Here is a 16,704-nt window from a genome sequence, read left to right as displayed (position 1 = left end):
CCACGGGGTGCACGCCGTGGGGAGTGGCGTTTCGTCTGCATACCTTGATGGAGCGGGTCGACCCGCCCGAGCGGTTAGACCGCCTGGCAGGCGTCCCAGCCGTCGCTGACCAGCCGCGCCCAGACGTCCTCGCCCTCGGGGGTCTGGTGGGTGCCGTCGACCAGCACGTCGGGCTGGTCGAGCGCGAGCGCGTGCCAGTCGGCCAGGCAGGTGCGGGGGCGGTTGGCGGCGATCTCGCGCATCCAGCTGTCGTAGGAGTCCACGCGCCGGACCGAGGCCGGGTCGTTGCCGACCTCGGCGCGGAAGGGCGTCACGAACAGCACCCGGGTCGACTCCGGCACGAGCGCCGTCGCGTCGACGTAGTCCTGCTGGGTCCACGACGTCGTGGTGTTGGTGCCCAGCGCGACGACCAGCGTGCTCGGCGCGACATGCGTGGCCAGGTGGTCGCGGATCCGCACCTTCAGCTGGGTCACGCGCCGACCGGGCACCCCGTCGATCGTCCACCGCGGCCGCAGCCGGGCGAGCTCGTCGGTGGCCCGCCAGCTCAGTGAGTCGCCCACGAGCAGCGTGCCCGCGGGCGGTCCCTCGGGGGGCGTGGCGCGGACGGAGCGGCAGACGCCGCCGTCGTACGACGTGTGGGCGCGCAGCGCGCACAGGGTGCGGGAGCGCTGGGCGGCGACGACGCGCAGCGGGGTGCCGCTCTCGTCGGCGATCCGCTCGAGCTCGCGACGGCGCGCGGGGGTGACGCACTCGTCCCAGCGGGCCTGGCGCTCCCGGATGACCACGTAGTCCTGGGCCGCGCCCACGCACTGCCGCGCCATCGGGACCACAACGCTGGCGCGGGCCGGGTTGGAGACGCAGAGGTTGACCTCGGCGATCCACGGCCGGTGCAGCGCGCGGCAGACCCGGAAGTCGATCGCACGACCGTAGGACGCGCCGGCGGGTGTCAGGCACATCTCGGCGTTGGCGTTGAGCCGGGGCCGGTCCCCAGGGCGCGCGCAGGTCGTGCGGCTGCATCCCTGGTCGGTCCAGGCGCGCCCCAGCAACGCGCACGCGCGGGTGCCCAGGCGCTCGTCGACGTCGCCGAGCGCGGCTCGGGCGACCCGCTCCTGCTCGGTCCCCGTGCCGGTGTAGGCCTGCACCGTCATGGCCTGCGTGGTGACGCCGGCGACGACCACGAGCATCGTCACGCCAGCGGCGACCAGGGCGAGCAGGGCCGACCGGAGGGCAGCACGCAGCGCGGTCGGTCGGGGAGACATGCGCCCAGGATGCCTGGCCGCCCGGTGCCGCGTCAGCGGATTGCCACCGTCAGGTCGTCGAGCCGGTCCTCCCACCCGCGACGCAGGACCGTGGGCAGGTCGCCCGCCAGTGCCCGCTCGAGGTCGGCCACCTGCTCGTCGGTGAGCGCCAGCGCCGGGAACGCGCGGTGGACCACCTGCGAGAAGGCCTGGCCGCGGCGCTCGGCGATGCCGGGGCTGACCTGCCAGTAGGCCGCGACCCAGGGCGCCAGCAGGTCGGCCTGCTCCGGCGACCACAGCCCGCTGGTCAGCGCCTCGTAGCGGCGGTTGGAGACCTGGTCGTCCTCGGCCAGCGCGGCCCACGCGGCGGCCTTCGCCTCGACGGTCGGCCGGGCCGCGAGCGCGCGGGCGGCGCCGAGCTCGCCGTCGATGGTGCCGTCGGCGACCCGCTCGGCCTCGATGACGTCGGCGTCGATCGCCCCGATCGCGGCGAGGCGGTGGACCACCCGCCACCGCAGGGCCGGGTCGAGCTCCACGCCGTGCTCGGTGACGCCGGCGCTCAACCAGCCGCGGAGCAGGACGTCGTCGCGCGACGTGCGGGCCAGCCCGCGGGTCAGCTCGATGCGGACCTGCGCGTCGTCGGTGCCGTCCAGGCCCCGGGCGCAGGCGTCGGCGACCAGGTCGACCGCGCGCGCGGCCTCGGAGGCCGGGAGCCGCTGCGGCACGACGCCGTCGAGCGTGCGGCCCACCACCGCGGCGACCGCGGTCACGTGTCGCTCGTGGGGCAGGTGCCGCGCGACCAGGCTGAGGAAGTCGTCGGTCGGCAGGAGTCGGGTGTGCACGAGGTCGAAGGCGGTGGTCCACACGATCGCGCGCACGAGGTCGTCGTCGATGCCGGACAGGCCCGCGACGAGCGCGGACCACGACACCGGGTCGGGCACGACCCGGGCGAAGGTCTCGCCGTGGCTGTTGGGCACGACCACGCGCCCGGCCCAGTCCTCCAGGCGCACCGGCTCGTCGCCGACGTCGACGAAGGTGCTCTCCCGCTCGACGAGCACGCCGCCCGGCCCCTCGTCGTACGACGTGAGCCGGAGGCGGTGGGGGCGCGTGCCGTCGCGCGTCACGACGGGGACCCCCTCGGCACCGCCGTCACGGCTGACCCGGATCGTGTCGAAGCCCGACGTGCGCAGCCACACGTCGACCCAGCCCAGGACGTCGCGGTCGGAGGCGGAGTCCAGAGCGGCCATGAAGTCGGCCAGGGTGCCGTTGCCGAGCCGGTGCGCGCCGAGGTAGGCGTTGACGCCGGCGAGGAAGGCCTCGTCGCCGAGCCACGTGACCAGCTGCCGCAGGACCGAGTTGCCCTTGGAGTAGCTGATCGCGTCGAAGTTGTTGGACGCAGCGTCGACGTCGGGCACGTCCTCGGCCTCGGGGGCGACCGGGTGGGTGGAACGGCGCTCGTCGGCCTGGTAGGCGCTGGGCTTGCGGAGCAGCTCGTGCTGGAGCAGCGCGCCGGCAAAGCCGGCCCCGTCGGCCGAGACGCGGTAGCCCATGTAGTCGGCGAAGGACTCCTGCAACCAGGTGTCCTCCCACCAGGTCATGGTCACGAGGTTGCCGAACCACATGTGCGCCATCTCGTGGGCGATGACCGACGCACGCTGGCCGCGGGCGAGGTCGGTGACCCGACCACGGGGGAGCAGCTCGTCGCGGTAGGTCACGCAACCGGGGGACTCCAGGGCGCCCCAGTTCTGACCCGGCACGAAGGCCTGGTCATAGCTGTCGTAGGGCATCGGCTCGGCGAAGAGCGTCGCGTAGTGGTCGAAGCACGCCGTCGTCGTCGCCCGCAGCTCCTCGAAGTCGCGGTCGAGCTCGGCGGCCAGCGAGCGGCGCGCGTGCCAGCCGAAGGGCAGCCCCGCGTGCTCCCAGGTGCGCGAGTGCCAAGGGCCGGCGCACACCACGAACATCGGGATCGCGAAGACCTCGGTGGTCGCGAAGCGCCAGCGGCCCGCCGCCCGGTCGGTGCCGTCGCTGCCGTCCTCGAGCGCGCGGCCGTTGGCGACGACGGTCCAGGACGGGTCGGCGGTGACCGCCAGCGTGACGGTGGCCTTCAGGTCGTTCTGGTCGAAGCAGGCGAAGACCCGCTGCGCGACGTCCATGCCGCAGTAGGCCGACGCGTAGGTCTCGCCGTCGGCCGGGTCGGTGAAGAGGTACATCCCGTCGCCGTCGGTGACGTAGGGCACCCGTGCGGCCACCGTCACCACGTTGTGGTCGACCAGCCCGTCGAGCGCGAGCCGCCTGCCGTCGTACGACGAGGCGACGAGGTCGGCGGGCAGCGCCACGCCGTTGACGGTCACCGCCAGGTCGGTGGCGGCCGTGAGCTCGAGGAACGTGTCGGGCGCGCTGGAGGCGAAGCGGACGGTCGTGGTGCTCCCGAAGGTGCCGGAGGCCGGGCCGCTCGTGGGATCGGTCAGGTCGAGGTCGATCTCGTAGGAGACGTCGGAGATCCGGGACGCGCGGGTGCGGGCTTCGCCGAGGGTGAGGGACACGGGTCGACCCTAGGCACACGCGCCCGATTGGCCCTGCAGCCCCGCCCTTGTCTAAGATCGGGAAGTTGCCTCGGCGAGGGAGTCTCAGAGCTCCGTGATCGACAGGGCCGGCTCTCACGCCGCGCGCTGTTGCGCGCGGCGTTCGTGCTTTCGCGGTCCGAGGCCCACCAGCCACCCGTGGCCGCTCGTCGGCCAGGACGTAGAGAAACGCACCAGGAGAGAGTCACCCCATGTCTGCAGAGAAGATCACCGCCGAGACCCGCACCGAGTTCGGCAAGGGCGCGGCTCGTCGCATCCGTCGCGAGCACAAGGTTCCCGCGGTCATCTACGGCCACGGCAACGACCCGATCCACCTGACCCTGCCGGGCCACGACACGATGATGGCGCTCAAGCGCGGCGGCTCCAACGCGCTGCTCGAGATCGACATCGACGGCACCACGCAGCTCGCGCTGGCCCGTGAGATCCAGGTCGACCCGATCAAGCGTCACCTCGAGCACATCGACTTCGTCGCCGTGCGCAAGGGCGAGAAGGTCACCGTCGACGTCCCCGTCAACGTCGTCGGCCAGGCTGGCCCCGACACCCTCGTCGTGACCGAGAACGCCACGGTCCAGATCGAGGCCGAGGCCACGCACATCCCCGAGCAGATCGACGTCGACGTCGAGGGCGCCCCCGCCGGCACCCAGATCCACGCCTCCGACCTGAAGCTGCCCTCGGGCTCGACCCTGCTGGTCGACGGCGAGACGCTGATCATCAACGTGACCGAGCAGATGTCCGCCGAGGCCCTCGAGGCCGAGCTGGAGGAGGCCGAGTCCGAGGCCGGCATCGAGCGCGACCCGTCCGAGGACGAGGTCGCCGAGGCTCAGGACGAGGCCAAGGCCATGGACGCCTCGGGCGACACGGCCACCGAGGACGCCGCGGAGTGATCCGCCGGCTCAGGTGGTTCCTGGGCCGACTCATCTCACCTGTCTCACCACTGCCGTCAGGTGGGACGAACCCCGAGGAGCCCAGCGTGACCACAGCCGATGTCTGGCTCGTGGTCGGGCTGGGCAACCCCGGGGAGAAGTACGCCGGTCACCGGCACAACATCGGCTACCTCGTGACCGACGAGCTCGCTCGTCGGCTGGGGTCGCCCTTCAAGTCGCACAAGACCGGGCGCGCCGACGTCGTCGAAGGACGACTCGGCGCCCCGGGTGCGCCCGGACCGCGCGTGGTCCTCGCCCGCCCCCGCTCCTACATGAACGAGGTCGGCGGCCCGGTCAAGGCGCTCGCCACCTTCTACAAGGTCGCGCCCGACCGGATCATCGCGATCCACGACGAGCTCGACATCGGCTTCGGCACGCTGCGCACCAAGCTCGGCGGTGGCGACAACGGCCACAACGGCCTGAAGTCGATGCGCTCCTCCCTCGGCACCGGTGACTTCTACCGCGTCCGCGCCGGCATCGGCCGCCCCCCGGGCCGCCAGGACGTCGCCGACTTCGTGCTGTCGGACTACGCCAAGGTCGAGCGCAAGGAGCTGCCCTTCCAGGTCGACTCCGCCGCCGACGCCGTCGAGTCACTGATCACCGACGGCCTCGAGAAGACGCAGCAGCGCTTCAACTCCTGAGGTCGCTGAGCCGGCTCGACCAGCGAGGGCGCGGTCTCGACGGCCGCTCGCTTCGCTCGCTGCTCGACCAACGAGAGAGGTCTCGACGCCGCGTTGCTGGCGCTCCTCGGGCTCGATCAGCGAGTAGGCGGGGCGCCGTCCGGCCCGGCGGCACGCGTCTCGCTAGGGTGGACAGGTGACTTTCGAGCCCAGCACCCCGCCCGACGCCGCCGCGACCGACGACCACGTGCTGGCCACGTGGCTGGCCGAGGAGGCGGGGCGCAAGCTGCTCGAGGTGCGCACGCAGGGTCTCGAGGGGCGTGAGCTCAAGGACGCCGGCGACGCCGCCGCGCACGAGCTGCTGATGCAGCTGCTCGCCGAGCACCGCCCCGACGACGCGGTCCTGTCCGAGGAGGGCAAGGACGACAAGGCGCGTCTCGAGGCGGACGCGGTGTGGATCATCGACCCGCTCGACGGGACCCGCGAGTTCTCCGAGCCGCCGCGCGACGACTGGGCGGTCCACGTCGCGCTCTGGGAGCGCACCCCGGACGGCGAGCACGAGGGTGAGCTCACCGCAGGCGCCGTGGCCCAGCCCGCGCTCGGCGAGACCTTCAACACCGGCCAGCCGCCGGTCGTGGCCGAGGGCACCGCGGGCCGTCCCCGCATCGCGGTGTCGCGCAGCCGCCCGCCGGCCTTCGTGCAGAAGCTCGCCGAGGAGATCGACGCCGAGCTCGTGGCCATGGGCTCCGCCGGTGTCAAGGTGATGTCGGTCGTGCGCGACCTGACCGACGCCTACGTCCATGCCGGCGGTCAGTACGAGTGGGACTCCGCCGCGCCCGTGGCCGTCGCCCAGGCAGCCGGCCTGTTCACCAGCCGCATCGACGGCTCACCGCTGGTCTACAACCAGGACGACGTCTACCTGCCCGACCTGATCGTCTGCCGCCCCGAGCTGGCCGACACCATCCTCGAGTTCGTCCAGCGCAACGGCGTCACGTCGGCCGGATGATCCAGCACGTCCTGCTCGACGCCGACGGCGTCCTGCAGGAGCTGCCCGGTGGATGGCTCGCGGCCGTCGAGCCGTACGCCGGCGAGGTCGGTGACGTCTTCCTCCAGGACGCCTGGCGCGTCGAGAAGCCCGCGCTGCGGGGCGAGGCCGACTTCCTCGACGACCTGCCCGCGGTGCTCGCGCGGCACGGGCTCGACGTGTCGGCCGACAGCACCATCGCGCCGCCTGCATGCGCAGCGAGCTCGGCTTCGACGAACCGGGCCGACAACGTGGAGGGCGCCCGGTCGGCCGGGCTGGCCGGGGTCCACTGGGACCTTGCCGAGGGACACGACCTGCTCCTCGCCCGGCTCGCCGAGCACGGAGTGCGTCCGGAGGTCTGAGGACCACCCCTGGTCCGTTCGGGCCACCCCCTCACCTCGATGAGTAGTCCGTTCGGACTACGCCCGTCGACACCCCCTGGCCTGTTGGGCGAAAGCGGCATTTCTCTTCGTTCCTCGTTCATCTGGGAAGGCACGACCGTTTCGCTGATCTCCTGAGACTTTCGGCGTTTGAGCGGTTCTCGGAAAACCCGGAAAGCCTTCTGTTGACAACGATTCCTGCGCCAGAGCCCATGGCGGACGTCCGACCTCGCAAGATCTCCCGCAAGGCCACCGGAGCCGACGCCGTGTTCGAGAACGGCGCTCGCGCCGTGGGTGCCAGTGTCCTGCTGATCACCGGTGGCGTCGGGGTGTTCCTCGCGTGGCAGGCCTACCCGACGCTGGAGCGCTACGGCTGGAGCTTCTTCACCGAGAGCCAGTGGCAACCCGACCAGGACGTCATCGGCATCGCCGCCGTCCTCGTCGGCACCTTCTCGGTCGCCATGGTCGCGATGGCCTTCGCCGTGCCGCTGTCGATCCTGATGGCGCTCTACATCAGCGAGTACGCCCCGGCGCGCTTCCGCTCGTCGCTGGTGGCGCTGATCGACCTGATGGCCGCGGTGCCGTCGATCGTCTACGGGCTCTGGGGCTTCTTCCTGATCATGCCCTACGCCGCTGAGCTCGCCCTGTGGCTCCAGCGCTACCTCGGCTGGATCCCGATCTTCGACGTCGCCAACACCGACCCCAACGCCGCCGTCTGGGACACCACCCGCTACGTCGCCAGCGCCTTCTGCGCCGGCATCGCCGTGGCGATGATGGTGATGCCGATGGCCTGCGCGGTCATGCGCCAGGTCTTCTCCCAGACGCCCGCCGGCGAGAAGGAGGCCGCGCTCGCGCTCGGCGCCACCCGCTGGGGGATGGTCACCTCCGTCGTCCTGCCCTTCGGCCGCGGCGGCATCATCGGCGGCACCATGCTCGGCCTGGGCCGCGCGCTCGGCGAGACCATCGCGGTGGTGCTGATCGTCAGCCCCGCCTTCGAGATCAAGCCCCGCATCCTCGAGGTCGGCACCACGACGGTCAGCTCGCTGATCGCCGGCCGCTTCGGCGAGGCCAGCTCCTCGCAGCTCTCGGCCCTGCTCGCCGCCGGCTTCGTGCTCTTCGTCATCACCCTGCTGGTCAACACGGTCGCCGCCATCGTCGTCAACCGCAGCCGCTCGGGCGCCGGGACGGACGCCTGATGACCGCGACCCAGGAGTCCCGCACCAGCGAGCGGCCCGCCGAGCAGCCGACCACCCTGCCCCGGTACGACGAGGACGCGCCGCCGCCGCTGCCGCGCGCGTCCTTGGGAAAGCCGAGCCCCGACGAGCGGTTCGCGCACATCGGGTCATGGGTGGCCGGCCTCGCCCTCGCCTGGCTGGTCACGCAGAAGCTGCTGCCGCTGGCCGGCCTGCCCTGGCTGCTCATCGGCTGGTTCGTCTTCGGCACCCTCGTCACCGCCGTCACGGCCGCGATGTCCGGCGGGATGATCGAGGTCAAGGACCGCGTGGCGTCCTCGGTGATCTCCGGCGCCGCCCTGGTGGTCGGCGCGGCCGTGGTCAGCACCGTGATCTTCGTCGGCATCCGGGGCTGGGAGCCCGTCACCCACCTCAACTTCTTCACCTCCGACATGAGCGGGGTCGGCCCCAAGGACGGGTTCGAGAAGGGCGGGATCCTCCACGCGATCATCGGCTCGGGGATCGAGCTCGGCATCGCGCTGGTCATCACGCTCCCGCTGGGGATCGGGACCGCGGTCTTCATGACCGAGGTCGGGGGCAGCTTCGCGCGGATCGTCCGCACGGTCGTCGAGGCGATGACCGCGCTGCCGTCGATCGTCGCCGGTCTCTTCATCTACAGCGTGCTGATCGTGGCGCTCGGCTTCCCGCGCTCCGGCCTGGCCGCCGCGCTCGCGATCGCCGTCATGATGCTGCCGATCATCGCCCGGGCAGCCGACGTCGTCCTGCGCGTCGTGCCGGGCGGGCTGCGCGAGGCCAGCCTGGCCCTCGGCGCGAGCCGCTGGCGGACCGTGTGGCACGTCGTGCTGCCGACGGCCCGGCCGGGCCTGGCCACCGCGGTCATCCTCGGCGTCGCCCGCGGCGTCGGCGAGACCAGCCCCGTGCTGCTCACCTCCGGTGCCGCGGCCTTCACGGTCGCCGGCCCCACGGACGGGGTCATGAACTCCCTGCCGCTCTTCATCTACGCCAACGTGCGCAGCGGGGAGCCGCAGGCCATCGCCCGCGCCTTCGGAGCCGCCTTCGTGCTCCTGGCCCTCGTGCTCGTCCTCTTCGTCATCGCCCGCCTCCTGGCCCGTCCGAATCGAGTCTCCCGGTGAACCGCCCCCGCACCATCGCCCGCGCACTCCTCGCCATCACGCTCGCCTTCGCCACGCTGCTCGTCCAGCCCGGCACCGCCAGCGCGACGGTGTACGCCCAGATCGAGGGCACCGGCTCGACCTGGTCGGAGCTGATCGTCCAGCAGTGGATCGCCGACGTCGACGCCAACGGCATGAAGGTCGTCTACACCGGCGGTGGGTCGTCCAAGGGGCGCAAGGACTTCTCGCAGAACAGCACGGACTTCGCCATCTCCGAGATCCCCTACCAGGGCACCGACGAGACCGGCCAGGCCGACACCAGCAACGGCCGCGAGTTCGCCTACCTGCCGATCGTGGCCGGTGGCACCGCCTTCACCTACCAGCTCAAGATCGGCAACGAGCTGGTGCGCAACCTGCGGTTGTCGGGCGAGACGATCGCCAAGATCTTCACCAACCAGATCACCAACTGGAACGACGCCGCGATCACCGCCGACAACAACGGCCGCGCCTTCCCGTCGCTGCCGATCACCCCGGTCGTCCGCTCCGACGGCTCCGGCACGACCGCGCAGTTCACCACCTGGCTCGACTCGGAGTTCCCGAGCATCTGGCGCCCGTTCTTCGGCGGCTCCGGGCTCACGTCCTACTACCCGAAGGAGTCGGGCAGCCGCGCCATCGGCCAGGCCGGCTCCGACCAGGTCATGAACACGATCTCGGGCTTCGCCGGCAACGGGACGATCGGCTACGTCGAGTACTCCTACCCCGTCAACAAGGACTACCCGGTCGTCAAGGTGCTCAACAAGGCCGGCTACTACGTCGAGCCCACGCAGTACAACGTCGCCGTCGCCCTCACGAAGGCCAAGATCAACCAGGACAAGAGCTCCGCGCTCTACCTCACTCAGATCCTCGACGGCGTCTACCGCAACACCGATGCCCGGGCCTACCCGATCTCGTCCTACTCCTACATGGTCATCCCGACCGGGGCCGACGACCCGCGCATGACGACGGCCAAGCGCCAGACCATCGCCGACTTCCTCTACTACTCGCTGTGCGCCGGGCAGACCAAGGCCGGGCCCTACGGCTACTCGCCGCTCCCGCTCAACCTGGTGCAGGCCGGCTTCGAGCAGATCTCGCGGCTCAAGCAGGCCGACAGCGCCGTCGACCTCACCGACCGCGACGTGCGCTCGTGCAACAACCCGACCTTCGACGGCAAGAACCTCAACAAGAACCAGCTCGCCGCCATCGCCCCGGCCCCGGCCGCCTGCGACAAGCAGGGCGAGGGACCGTGCGGCACCGCCACGGGCACCAATGAGCCCTCCACCGACGATGGCGGCGGCACGGCGCCGGACGGCGGTCCCGCCGGTGGCGGTGGCGCGTCCCCGACCGGGGCAGGAGCGGGCACCGACACCACGGGCTCCGGAGCAGCCGGCGGCAACGCGCCGCCTCCGGTGGTCGACCCGGCCACGGGAGCGGTCGTGGGCGGCACCTCGACCGGCGCCGCCACGAGCGACGCGATCTACGCCAACCCCACCGAGCTGGCCGCCGACCGGGCCCTGGACACCCGCACGTTCGGTTGGCTCGCCGCGCTGCTGGCCGTCGGCCTCGTGGTCGTGCCCGGCTTCTACGCCGCGTCGCTGCGCCGTCGCCGCAAGCCCGGGACGGTGCGCTGATGCGTCGCAGTCGCAGCCCGCTCGTCGTCGCGGCCCTGTCCCTGCTGCTGGCGGGACTCATCGCGTGGGTGCCCGCGGGTGCCGGCGCGCAGACGCCGCCGTCCCCGGCGCCGGCCAAGGCCGGGTCGGCCTTCAAGCAGACCAAGGCCCTGACCCGCGTCTTCACCAACGCCGACGGGACCACCTACTCGTTCCCGACCAACACGGTGACCGTGAAGGCCGACCAGACCCGCAACCTTCGGGGGCGCCAGCGGATCCGCATCGAGTGGAGCGGCGCCCAGCCCAGCGGTGGTCGCGCCAGCAACCCCTACGGGGAGAACGGGCTGCAGCAGGAGTACCCGGTCGTCATCATGCAGTGCCGCGGTGTCGACGACCCGTCGCTGCCGTTGGCCAAGCAGGTGCGTCCTGAGACCTGCTGGACCACGTCGGTCGCGCAGCGCTCGCAGATCACCCGCTCGGACACCGAGGCGACCTGGACCCACGACCTCGACGCCGAGCTCATCGACAAGGAGCGGGTCTCCGGCCTGCTGCCGCTGCCCAGCGCCGAGCAGTGCCCGACGGCCGACATCGCGCCGTTCTTCACCCGACTCACGCCGTTCGTGACCCGCAAGGGCGAGACCTTCGCAGCCTGCGACGCGGCCAACATGCCTCCCGAGGCGGCTGTCGGTGCGGCCTTCCCGCCCCACGAGATCGCGGCGTTCACCGACACCGACGGCAGCGGCTCGGTGCAGTTCGAGGTGCGCAGCGACATCGAGAACGAGTCCCTGGGCTGCAACGACAAGGTGGCCTGCTCGATCGTGGTCATCCCGATCAACGGGCTCAGCTGCGACCAGCCGTCGTCCCCGCCGACGTCGGCGGACACCGCGTGCCGCAAGGGCGGGCGCTTCCTGCCGGGCTCCAGCAACTTCGGCAACGAGGGCGTCGACCAGGCGGTCTCGCCGGCGCTGTGGTGGTCGGAGTCCAACTGGAAGAACCGCTTCTCCATCCCGATTACCTTCGGCCTCCCGCCGGACACGTGCGACGTGCTGGACCCCCGGGCGCCGACCGGCTTCTACGGCTCGGAGCTGCTCGCCCAGGCCGCGCTGCAGTGGTCGCCGGCGTACTGCCTGGACAAGAAGCGCTTCAAGTTCCAGCTCAACCAGACCTCCGACGACGCCGGGTTCACCCTGATGGAGACCGGTGGGGGAGTGGCCGCGATCGTCTCCGGCGAGCACGAGCGACGTGGCAACGACCCGGTGGGCTACGCCCCGACGGCGGTCACCGGCTTCTCGGTCGGCTACGTCATCGACCGGCCCGACAACGCGGGGGAGTACGACGCGCTCAAGCTCAACGCCCGCCTCATCGCCAAGCTGATGACCCAGTCCTACCTGGGCTCCGACCTCGGTCGTGGGCACCCCGGCATCGGCGACAACCCGCTGGCGATCATGAACGACCCCGAGTTCATCGCGCTCAACCCCGGGCTGAGCCAGATCTCGCAGGAGGTCGGTGCCTCCCTGCTGTCGCTCTCGAGCTCCTCCGACGTGATCTCGCAGGTCACCGACTACATGGCCCACGACAAGGCCGCGATGGACTTCATCGCGGGCAAGCCCGACCGGTGGGGCATGAAGGTCAACCCGGCCTACAAGAACATCAGCGTGCCGACCGCCGAGTGGCCGCTGCTCGACTCCTACGTCCCGAAGACCGAGAACACCTGTCGCCAGGAGAACCCGGCGGTCTACTTCACCCAGCTCGCGGCCCCCGTGACGAGCCTGCGCAAGATCGCGGAGTCCCTGCTCGACGCGTGGCCCAACGTCCAGAGCCGCTGCGAGTTCGACCAGTCGACCAAGACCTACAAGCTCGGGCGCATCGACCGCCAGTCCTACGGCTCGCGGTTCATGCTCGGCATCGTCAGCCTGGGCGACGTCGAGCGCTACGGCCTGCGCTCGGCCGGCCTCGAGACGACCAAGGGTCGCTACGTCGAGCCGACCGATGCCTCCATCGGCGCGGCGATCGGCCTCGCGGAGCAGACGAAGAAGCTCGGCCCCTTCGTCCTCGACCAGGGAGACGTCAGGAAGTCCGGACGTGCCTACCCCGGCACGATGGTCGTCTACACCGCGGCGCGGCTGCGCAACCTCGACCAGGCCGACGCCGACAAGGTCGCGCAGTTCATCCGGGTCTCCACCAGCGAGGGACAGCGCGCGGGCACCGGCAACGGTGAGCTCCCGGGAGGCTTCCTCCCGATCCGCGACTCCGGGGTGACCCAGAAGCTCCACACCGCCGCCCTGGAGGTCGCGGCTGCGGTCGAGAAGCAGACGCCGCTGCCCGAGCCGGAGCCGACCGACGAGCCGACGCCCGACGACGGCGACGGTGGCGGGGGAGCGCCGGGCGGATCGACCGGTGGCGTCGTCGCACCGCCTCCCGCCGCCCCCGCGTCGGCCGGCGGGCCCTCGTCTCCCGCAGCGCCCAGCGCAGCGCCCGTGGCTGCCCCGATCGAGATGCCGGCCACGGCTCCGCTCAGCTCCACGGTCGCCGGCAAGCTCCTGCCGGGCCTGCTGGTCATCGGGTTGCTCGGCGTCGCCGCCGCCAGCGTGCTGCGCTTCTTCGTGCAGCCGCCGCGGGTCCCGCGCACGGGTGCGGGTGGTCCGGCGTGACCGCCGTGCTGCCCGAGCGCACGCGGGTGCGCAACCGCAAGGCCGAGCCTGCGCCCAAGGTGCCGAAGCCCCCGAAGGCGCCGCGGGCACCGCGCCCGGCTCGCGCCCCGCGGCCCAGCGACGACACGGCGATCGCCGCCTCCTCGGCGTTGACGATGCTCGGCATCGTCTGCCTGTGGGTCGCCGCGCAGCTGCTCGTCCTCGGTGGGCTGGCCCACGACCGCGACCAGTCGTTGCTCTACGGCGAGTTCCGCACCCAGGTGGCCAGCGCCACGGCGCCGATCGGTCCGGTCGTCCCGGTGGGCGACCCCGTCGCGACCCTGACGATCACCCGCCTGGGCATCGACGAGGTCGTCGTCGAGGGCACCGCGTCCGGTGACACGCTCGCGGGGCCCGGTCACCTGCGCAACACGGTGCTGCCCGGCCAGGTCGGCACCTCGGTCGTCATGGGGCGCGCCACGACGTACGGCGGTCCCTTCGGCTCCCTGGGTGAGCTGCGGGCCGGCGACGAGATCGAGGTCGTCATGGCCCAGGGCGCCAAGACCTTCACGGTCCTCGGCGTCCGGCGACCCGGCGACCCGCTGCCCCAGCCCCTCGTCGAGGGCAGTGCCCGCCTCACCCTGGTGACGGCCGAGGGCGGGGGTGGACGCCTCGCGAGCCTCGCTCCCGACTCCGTCCTCTACGTCGACGCCGACGCCACCGAGGGCTTCCCGGCTCCGAGCGGGCGGCCTGCCGCCGTCCCGGACTCCGAGAAGCCGCTCGCCTCCGTCAGCGGGGCCGTGCCACTCCTGGCACTGGACCTCGCCCTCCTGTTGGCGCTGACGCTCGGGGTCATCGCCGCCCGCCAACGATGGTCGACGGTCCTGGTGTGGGTGGTCGCGAGTCCTGTCGCGATCGCCCTGTCCTGGACGGCGACGGATGTGGTGATGCGGCTGCTGCCCAACGTGATCTGACGGTTCCACCCTTCGGCCGCGCCTGCGGCCACTCACGGAGAAGAGAGAAAGACAGATGTACGCACGCAAGCTGCTCGCCGCCTCGGTCACCGCCGCGCTCACCTGCTCGGCCGTCGCCCTGACCGCTGGCTCCGCCTCGGCTGCCGTCGACCCCGACGACACCTCGAGCTTCACGCCCGTCGTCGCCGACCTGATCGGTGTCGGGTCCGACACCAGCCAGAACACCCTGAAGCGCCTCGCTGAGGGCTGGAACGCCTCGAGCCCCGCCCCCTCCTTCAAGATCGCGACCTTCGCGGCCACGGGCGGGGGCACCATCCCGTTGCCCACCGCCGCGGTCAACCGCCCCAACGGCTCGGGCGCCGGCAAGTCGACGCTCTACGGCGCCGGCAACAACCCCGACGTCGACTTCGCCCGCTCCTCCTCGGCCAACAGCTCCGCCGAGTCGGCCGCCGGCCTCCAGGCCTTCCCCTTCGCCCTGGACACGCTGGTCATGGCCGTCTCCAACTCGGTGCCCTCCAACGCCCCCGCCGCGCTGACCAACGCCCAGATCGTGGGCATCTACAACGGCAGCATCACCAACTGGAGCGAGATCGGCGGGACCGCGGGTGTCATCGCCCCCAAGATCCCGCAGGCCGGCTCCGGCACGCGCTCCTTCTTCGTCTCGCAGCTCAAGTCCCTCAACGGTGGCGTCGACGTGGCGCTGGCTGCCTCGGTGGTCGAGGTCCAGGAGCACGACGACACCACGATCAAGAGCAACCCCAACGCGGTGGCGCCGTTCTCCGAGGGCCGCGCGGGCCTGCTGGGCTCCACGCTGCGTCTCGAGACCGGCTTCCGCGCCAACCGTGCGCTCTACAACGTCGTGCGCGGCACCGACGTCGGCAACGCCGGCGTGCTGAGCGTCTTCGGCAAGGACGGCTACTTCTGCTCCACCGACGCGCGCCCGCTGATCGAGGCCTCCGGCTTCAAGCAGCTCGCGACCTCCGACTTCGGCGGCGTCTGCGGCGCCCCGACGCAGAGCGCCTCCAGCAACTTCACGCTCAACCAGCGCGTCGTCACGACCACGAACCTCGCGGTCAGCAGCACCTCGGCCCGCTCGGCCCGCCTCGTCGCCACGGTGACCGGCAGCACCTCGCCCGCCGGCACCGTCTCGTTCTTCGAGGGTGAGACGCCCGTCGCGGCGAACGTCCCGCTGACCTCCGGCCAGGCCGTCGCCACGCTCACCGGCGTGACGCCCGGCGCCCACACCTACCGCGCGGTCTTCACGCCGCAGGAGGGCTCGTTCTTCGACGCCTCCGAGGACGAGGGCACCGGCTCGGTCAAGACCTCCTCGACGATCGCCGAGAGCTTCGCGACGACCGTCAAGGCGGGCAAGAAGGCCAAGGGCACCATCACGGTGACCCTGGCCGGCGTCGCCTCCAAGGCCACCGGCACCGTCCGGGTCCTCAAGGGCTCCAAGGTCCTCGCGAGCAAGGCGCTGACGGCCGGCAAGGCCGTCATCACGCTGCCCAAGCTGACCACCGGCGTCAACAAGCTCAAGGTCGTCTGGGCCGGCAACGGCGTCGCCGCCGGTGCCACCAAGGCGTTCACGATCAAGCAGACCAAGTAGCACCTGCACCACCCCGCGGACCGGGCGGCCGTCGTACGGCGGTCGCTCGGTCCTCCCACACCTCACGAGAGCCACACGAGAGCCACGATGAACGCGACAGACCAGACCACGCTCCTGCCCGCCGTGCCCCCGCTGCCCGAAGCGGCGCCGGCCCCCGCGCTGGCGACCATCGAGGCGCGCGAGATCACCGCGTGGTTCGGCGACCGGATGGTCCTCGACCGGGTCTCGCTGACGATGCAGCCCGGCGCGATCACCGCGCTCATCGGTCCCTCGGGCTGCGGCAAGTCGACCTTCCTGCGGATCCTCAACCGCATGCACGAGCTGGTGCCCTCGGCCCAGCTCGCCGGTGAGGTCCGCCTGGACGGCGAGGACATCTACGACCCGTCCAAGCGGCTCATCGACGCCCGCCGTGCGATCGGGATGGTCTTCCAGAAGCCCAACCCGTTCCCCGCGATGTCCATCAGGGAGAACGTGCTGGCCGGCCTGCGACTCACCGGCACCAAGGCCTCGCGCTCGGTGAAGGACGAGCTGGTCGAGTCCTGCCTGGTCAAGGGCGGGCTGTGGAACGAGGTGAAGGACCGCCTCGACACCCCCGGCGGCAGCCTCTCGGGTGGCCAGCAGCAGCGCCTCTGCATCGCGCGCTCGCTCGCCATCAAGCCCCGGGTGCTGCTCATGGACGAGCCCTGCTCGGCCCTCGACCCGACCTCGACCCGGGTCATCGAGGAGACGATGGTCGACCTGGCCAAGGAGGTGACGATCGTGATCGTCACCCACAA

13 protein-coding genes are annotated in these 16,704 nt (G+C 71.7%); 11 read left to right on the top strand and 2 right to left on the bottom strand.

Translation table 11 applies throughout. The annotated features are described in order from the left end of the window. Window positions 1-74 precede the first annotated feature (74 nt). Together AAG827_RS12810 and pepN are read right to left on the bottom strand one after the other, a co-directional pair. Complete coding sequence (locus AAG827_RS12810) at window positions 75-1,259, bottom strand: hypothetical protein (RefSeq protein ID WP_341926416.1); 1,185 nt, start codon at window positions 1,257-1,259, stop codon at window positions 75-77. Window positions 1,260-1,291: 32 nt separating this feature from the next. Beyond that, entirely contained in the window at window positions 1,292-3,781 is a 2,490-nt protein-coding gene (pepN, locus tag AAG827_RS12805) for an aminopeptidase N (protein ID WP_341926415.1), read from the bottom strand. A gap of 230 nt (window positions 3,782-4,011) precedes the next feature. Between pepN and AAG827_RS12800 the strand changes: the two genes are divergently transcribed. The 11 genes from AAG827_RS12800 to AAG827_RS12750 form a co-directional block, all read left to right on the top strand. Next, on the top strand, window positions 4,012-4,704 hold the full coding sequence (locus AAG827_RS12800; protein ID WP_341926414.1) for a 50S ribosomal protein L25/general stress protein Ctc: 693 nt from the start codon (window positions 4,012-4,014) through the stop codon (window positions 4,702-4,704). Window positions 4,705-4,790: 86 nt separating this feature from the next. Beyond that, on the top strand, window positions 4,791-5,384 hold the full coding sequence (gene pth, locus AAG827_RS12795) for an aminoacyl-tRNA hydrolase (RefSeq protein ID WP_341926413.1): 594 nt from the start codon (window positions 4,791-4,793) through the stop codon (window positions 5,382-5,384). 175 nt (window positions 5,385-5,559) lie between these two features. Continuing rightward, on the top strand, window positions 5,560-6,369 hold the full coding sequence (locus AAG827_RS12790; protein ID WP_341926412.1) for a 3'(2'),5'-bisphosphate nucleotidase CysQ: 810 nt from the start codon (window positions 5,560-5,562) through the stop codon (window positions 6,367-6,369). Next, window positions 6,366-6,749, top strand: coding sequence for a hypothetical protein (locus AAG827_RS12785; protein WP_341926411.1), 384 nt, complete (start codon window positions 6,366-6,368; stop codon window positions 6,747-6,749). The genes AAG827_RS12790 and AAG827_RS12785 overlap by 4 nt, the downstream gene beginning before the upstream one ends. 230 nt (window positions 6,750-6,979) lie before the next feature. After that, window positions 6,980-7,963 carry a phosphate ABC transporter permease subunit PstC gene (pstC, locus tag AAG827_RS12780; protein WP_341926410.1) on the top strand — a complete coding sequence of 328 codons (984 nt, stop codon included), beginning with the start codon at window positions 6,980-6,982 and terminating at the stop codon, window positions 7,961-7,963. Further along, window positions 7,963-9,093 carry a phosphate ABC transporter permease PstA gene (pstA, locus tag AAG827_RS12775; RefSeq protein ID WP_341926409.1) on the top strand — a complete coding sequence of 377 codons (1,131 nt, stop codon included), beginning with the start codon at window positions 7,963-7,965 and terminating at the stop codon, window positions 9,091-9,093. Before pstC ends, pstA begins: the two co-directional genes overlap by 1 nt. Next, window positions 9,090-10,739 (top strand): phosphate ABC transporter substrate-binding protein PstS, encoded by a 1,650-nt coding sequence (locus AAG827_RS12770; protein ID WP_341926408.1) that lies wholly within the window; start codon window positions 9,090-9,092, stop codon window positions 10,737-10,739. Before pstA ends, AAG827_RS12770 begins: the two co-directional genes overlap by 4 nt. Beyond that, window positions 10,739-13,369, top strand: a complete 2,631-nt coding sequence (locus AAG827_RS12765) for a hypothetical protein (protein WP_341926407.1) — start codon at window positions 10,739-10,741, stop codon at window positions 13,367-13,369. The genes AAG827_RS12770 and AAG827_RS12765 overlap by 1 nt, the downstream gene beginning before the upstream one ends. Continuing rightward, complete coding sequence (locus tag AAG827_RS12760) at window positions 13,366-14,322, top strand: sortase (protein WP_341926406.1); 957 nt, start codon at window positions 13,366-13,368, stop codon at window positions 14,320-14,322. The genes AAG827_RS12765 and AAG827_RS12760 overlap by 4 nt, the downstream gene beginning before the upstream one ends. A gap of 55 nt (window positions 14,323-14,377) precedes the next feature. Then, entirely contained in the window at window positions 14,378-15,928 is a 1,551-nt protein-coding gene (locus AAG827_RS12755; protein ID WP_341926405.1) for an Ig-like domain repeat protein, read from the top strand. Between the two features lie 207 nt (window positions 15,929-16,135). Continuing rightward, window positions 16,136-16,704, top strand: a 569-nt coding sequence (locus tag AAG827_RS12750) for a phosphate ABC transporter ATP-binding protein (RefSeq protein WP_341926432.1), incomplete at its 3' end; no start/stop codon positions are given.

Origin of the sequence: Nocardioides psychrotolerans (assembly GCF_943371775.1) — a bacterium.
Taxonomy (GTDB): Bacteria; Actinomycetota; Actinomycetes; order Propionibacteriales; family Nocardioidaceae; genus Nocardioides; species Nocardioides psychrotolerans_A.
This window is presented reverse-complemented; position numbering and strand designations above follow the sequence as displayed.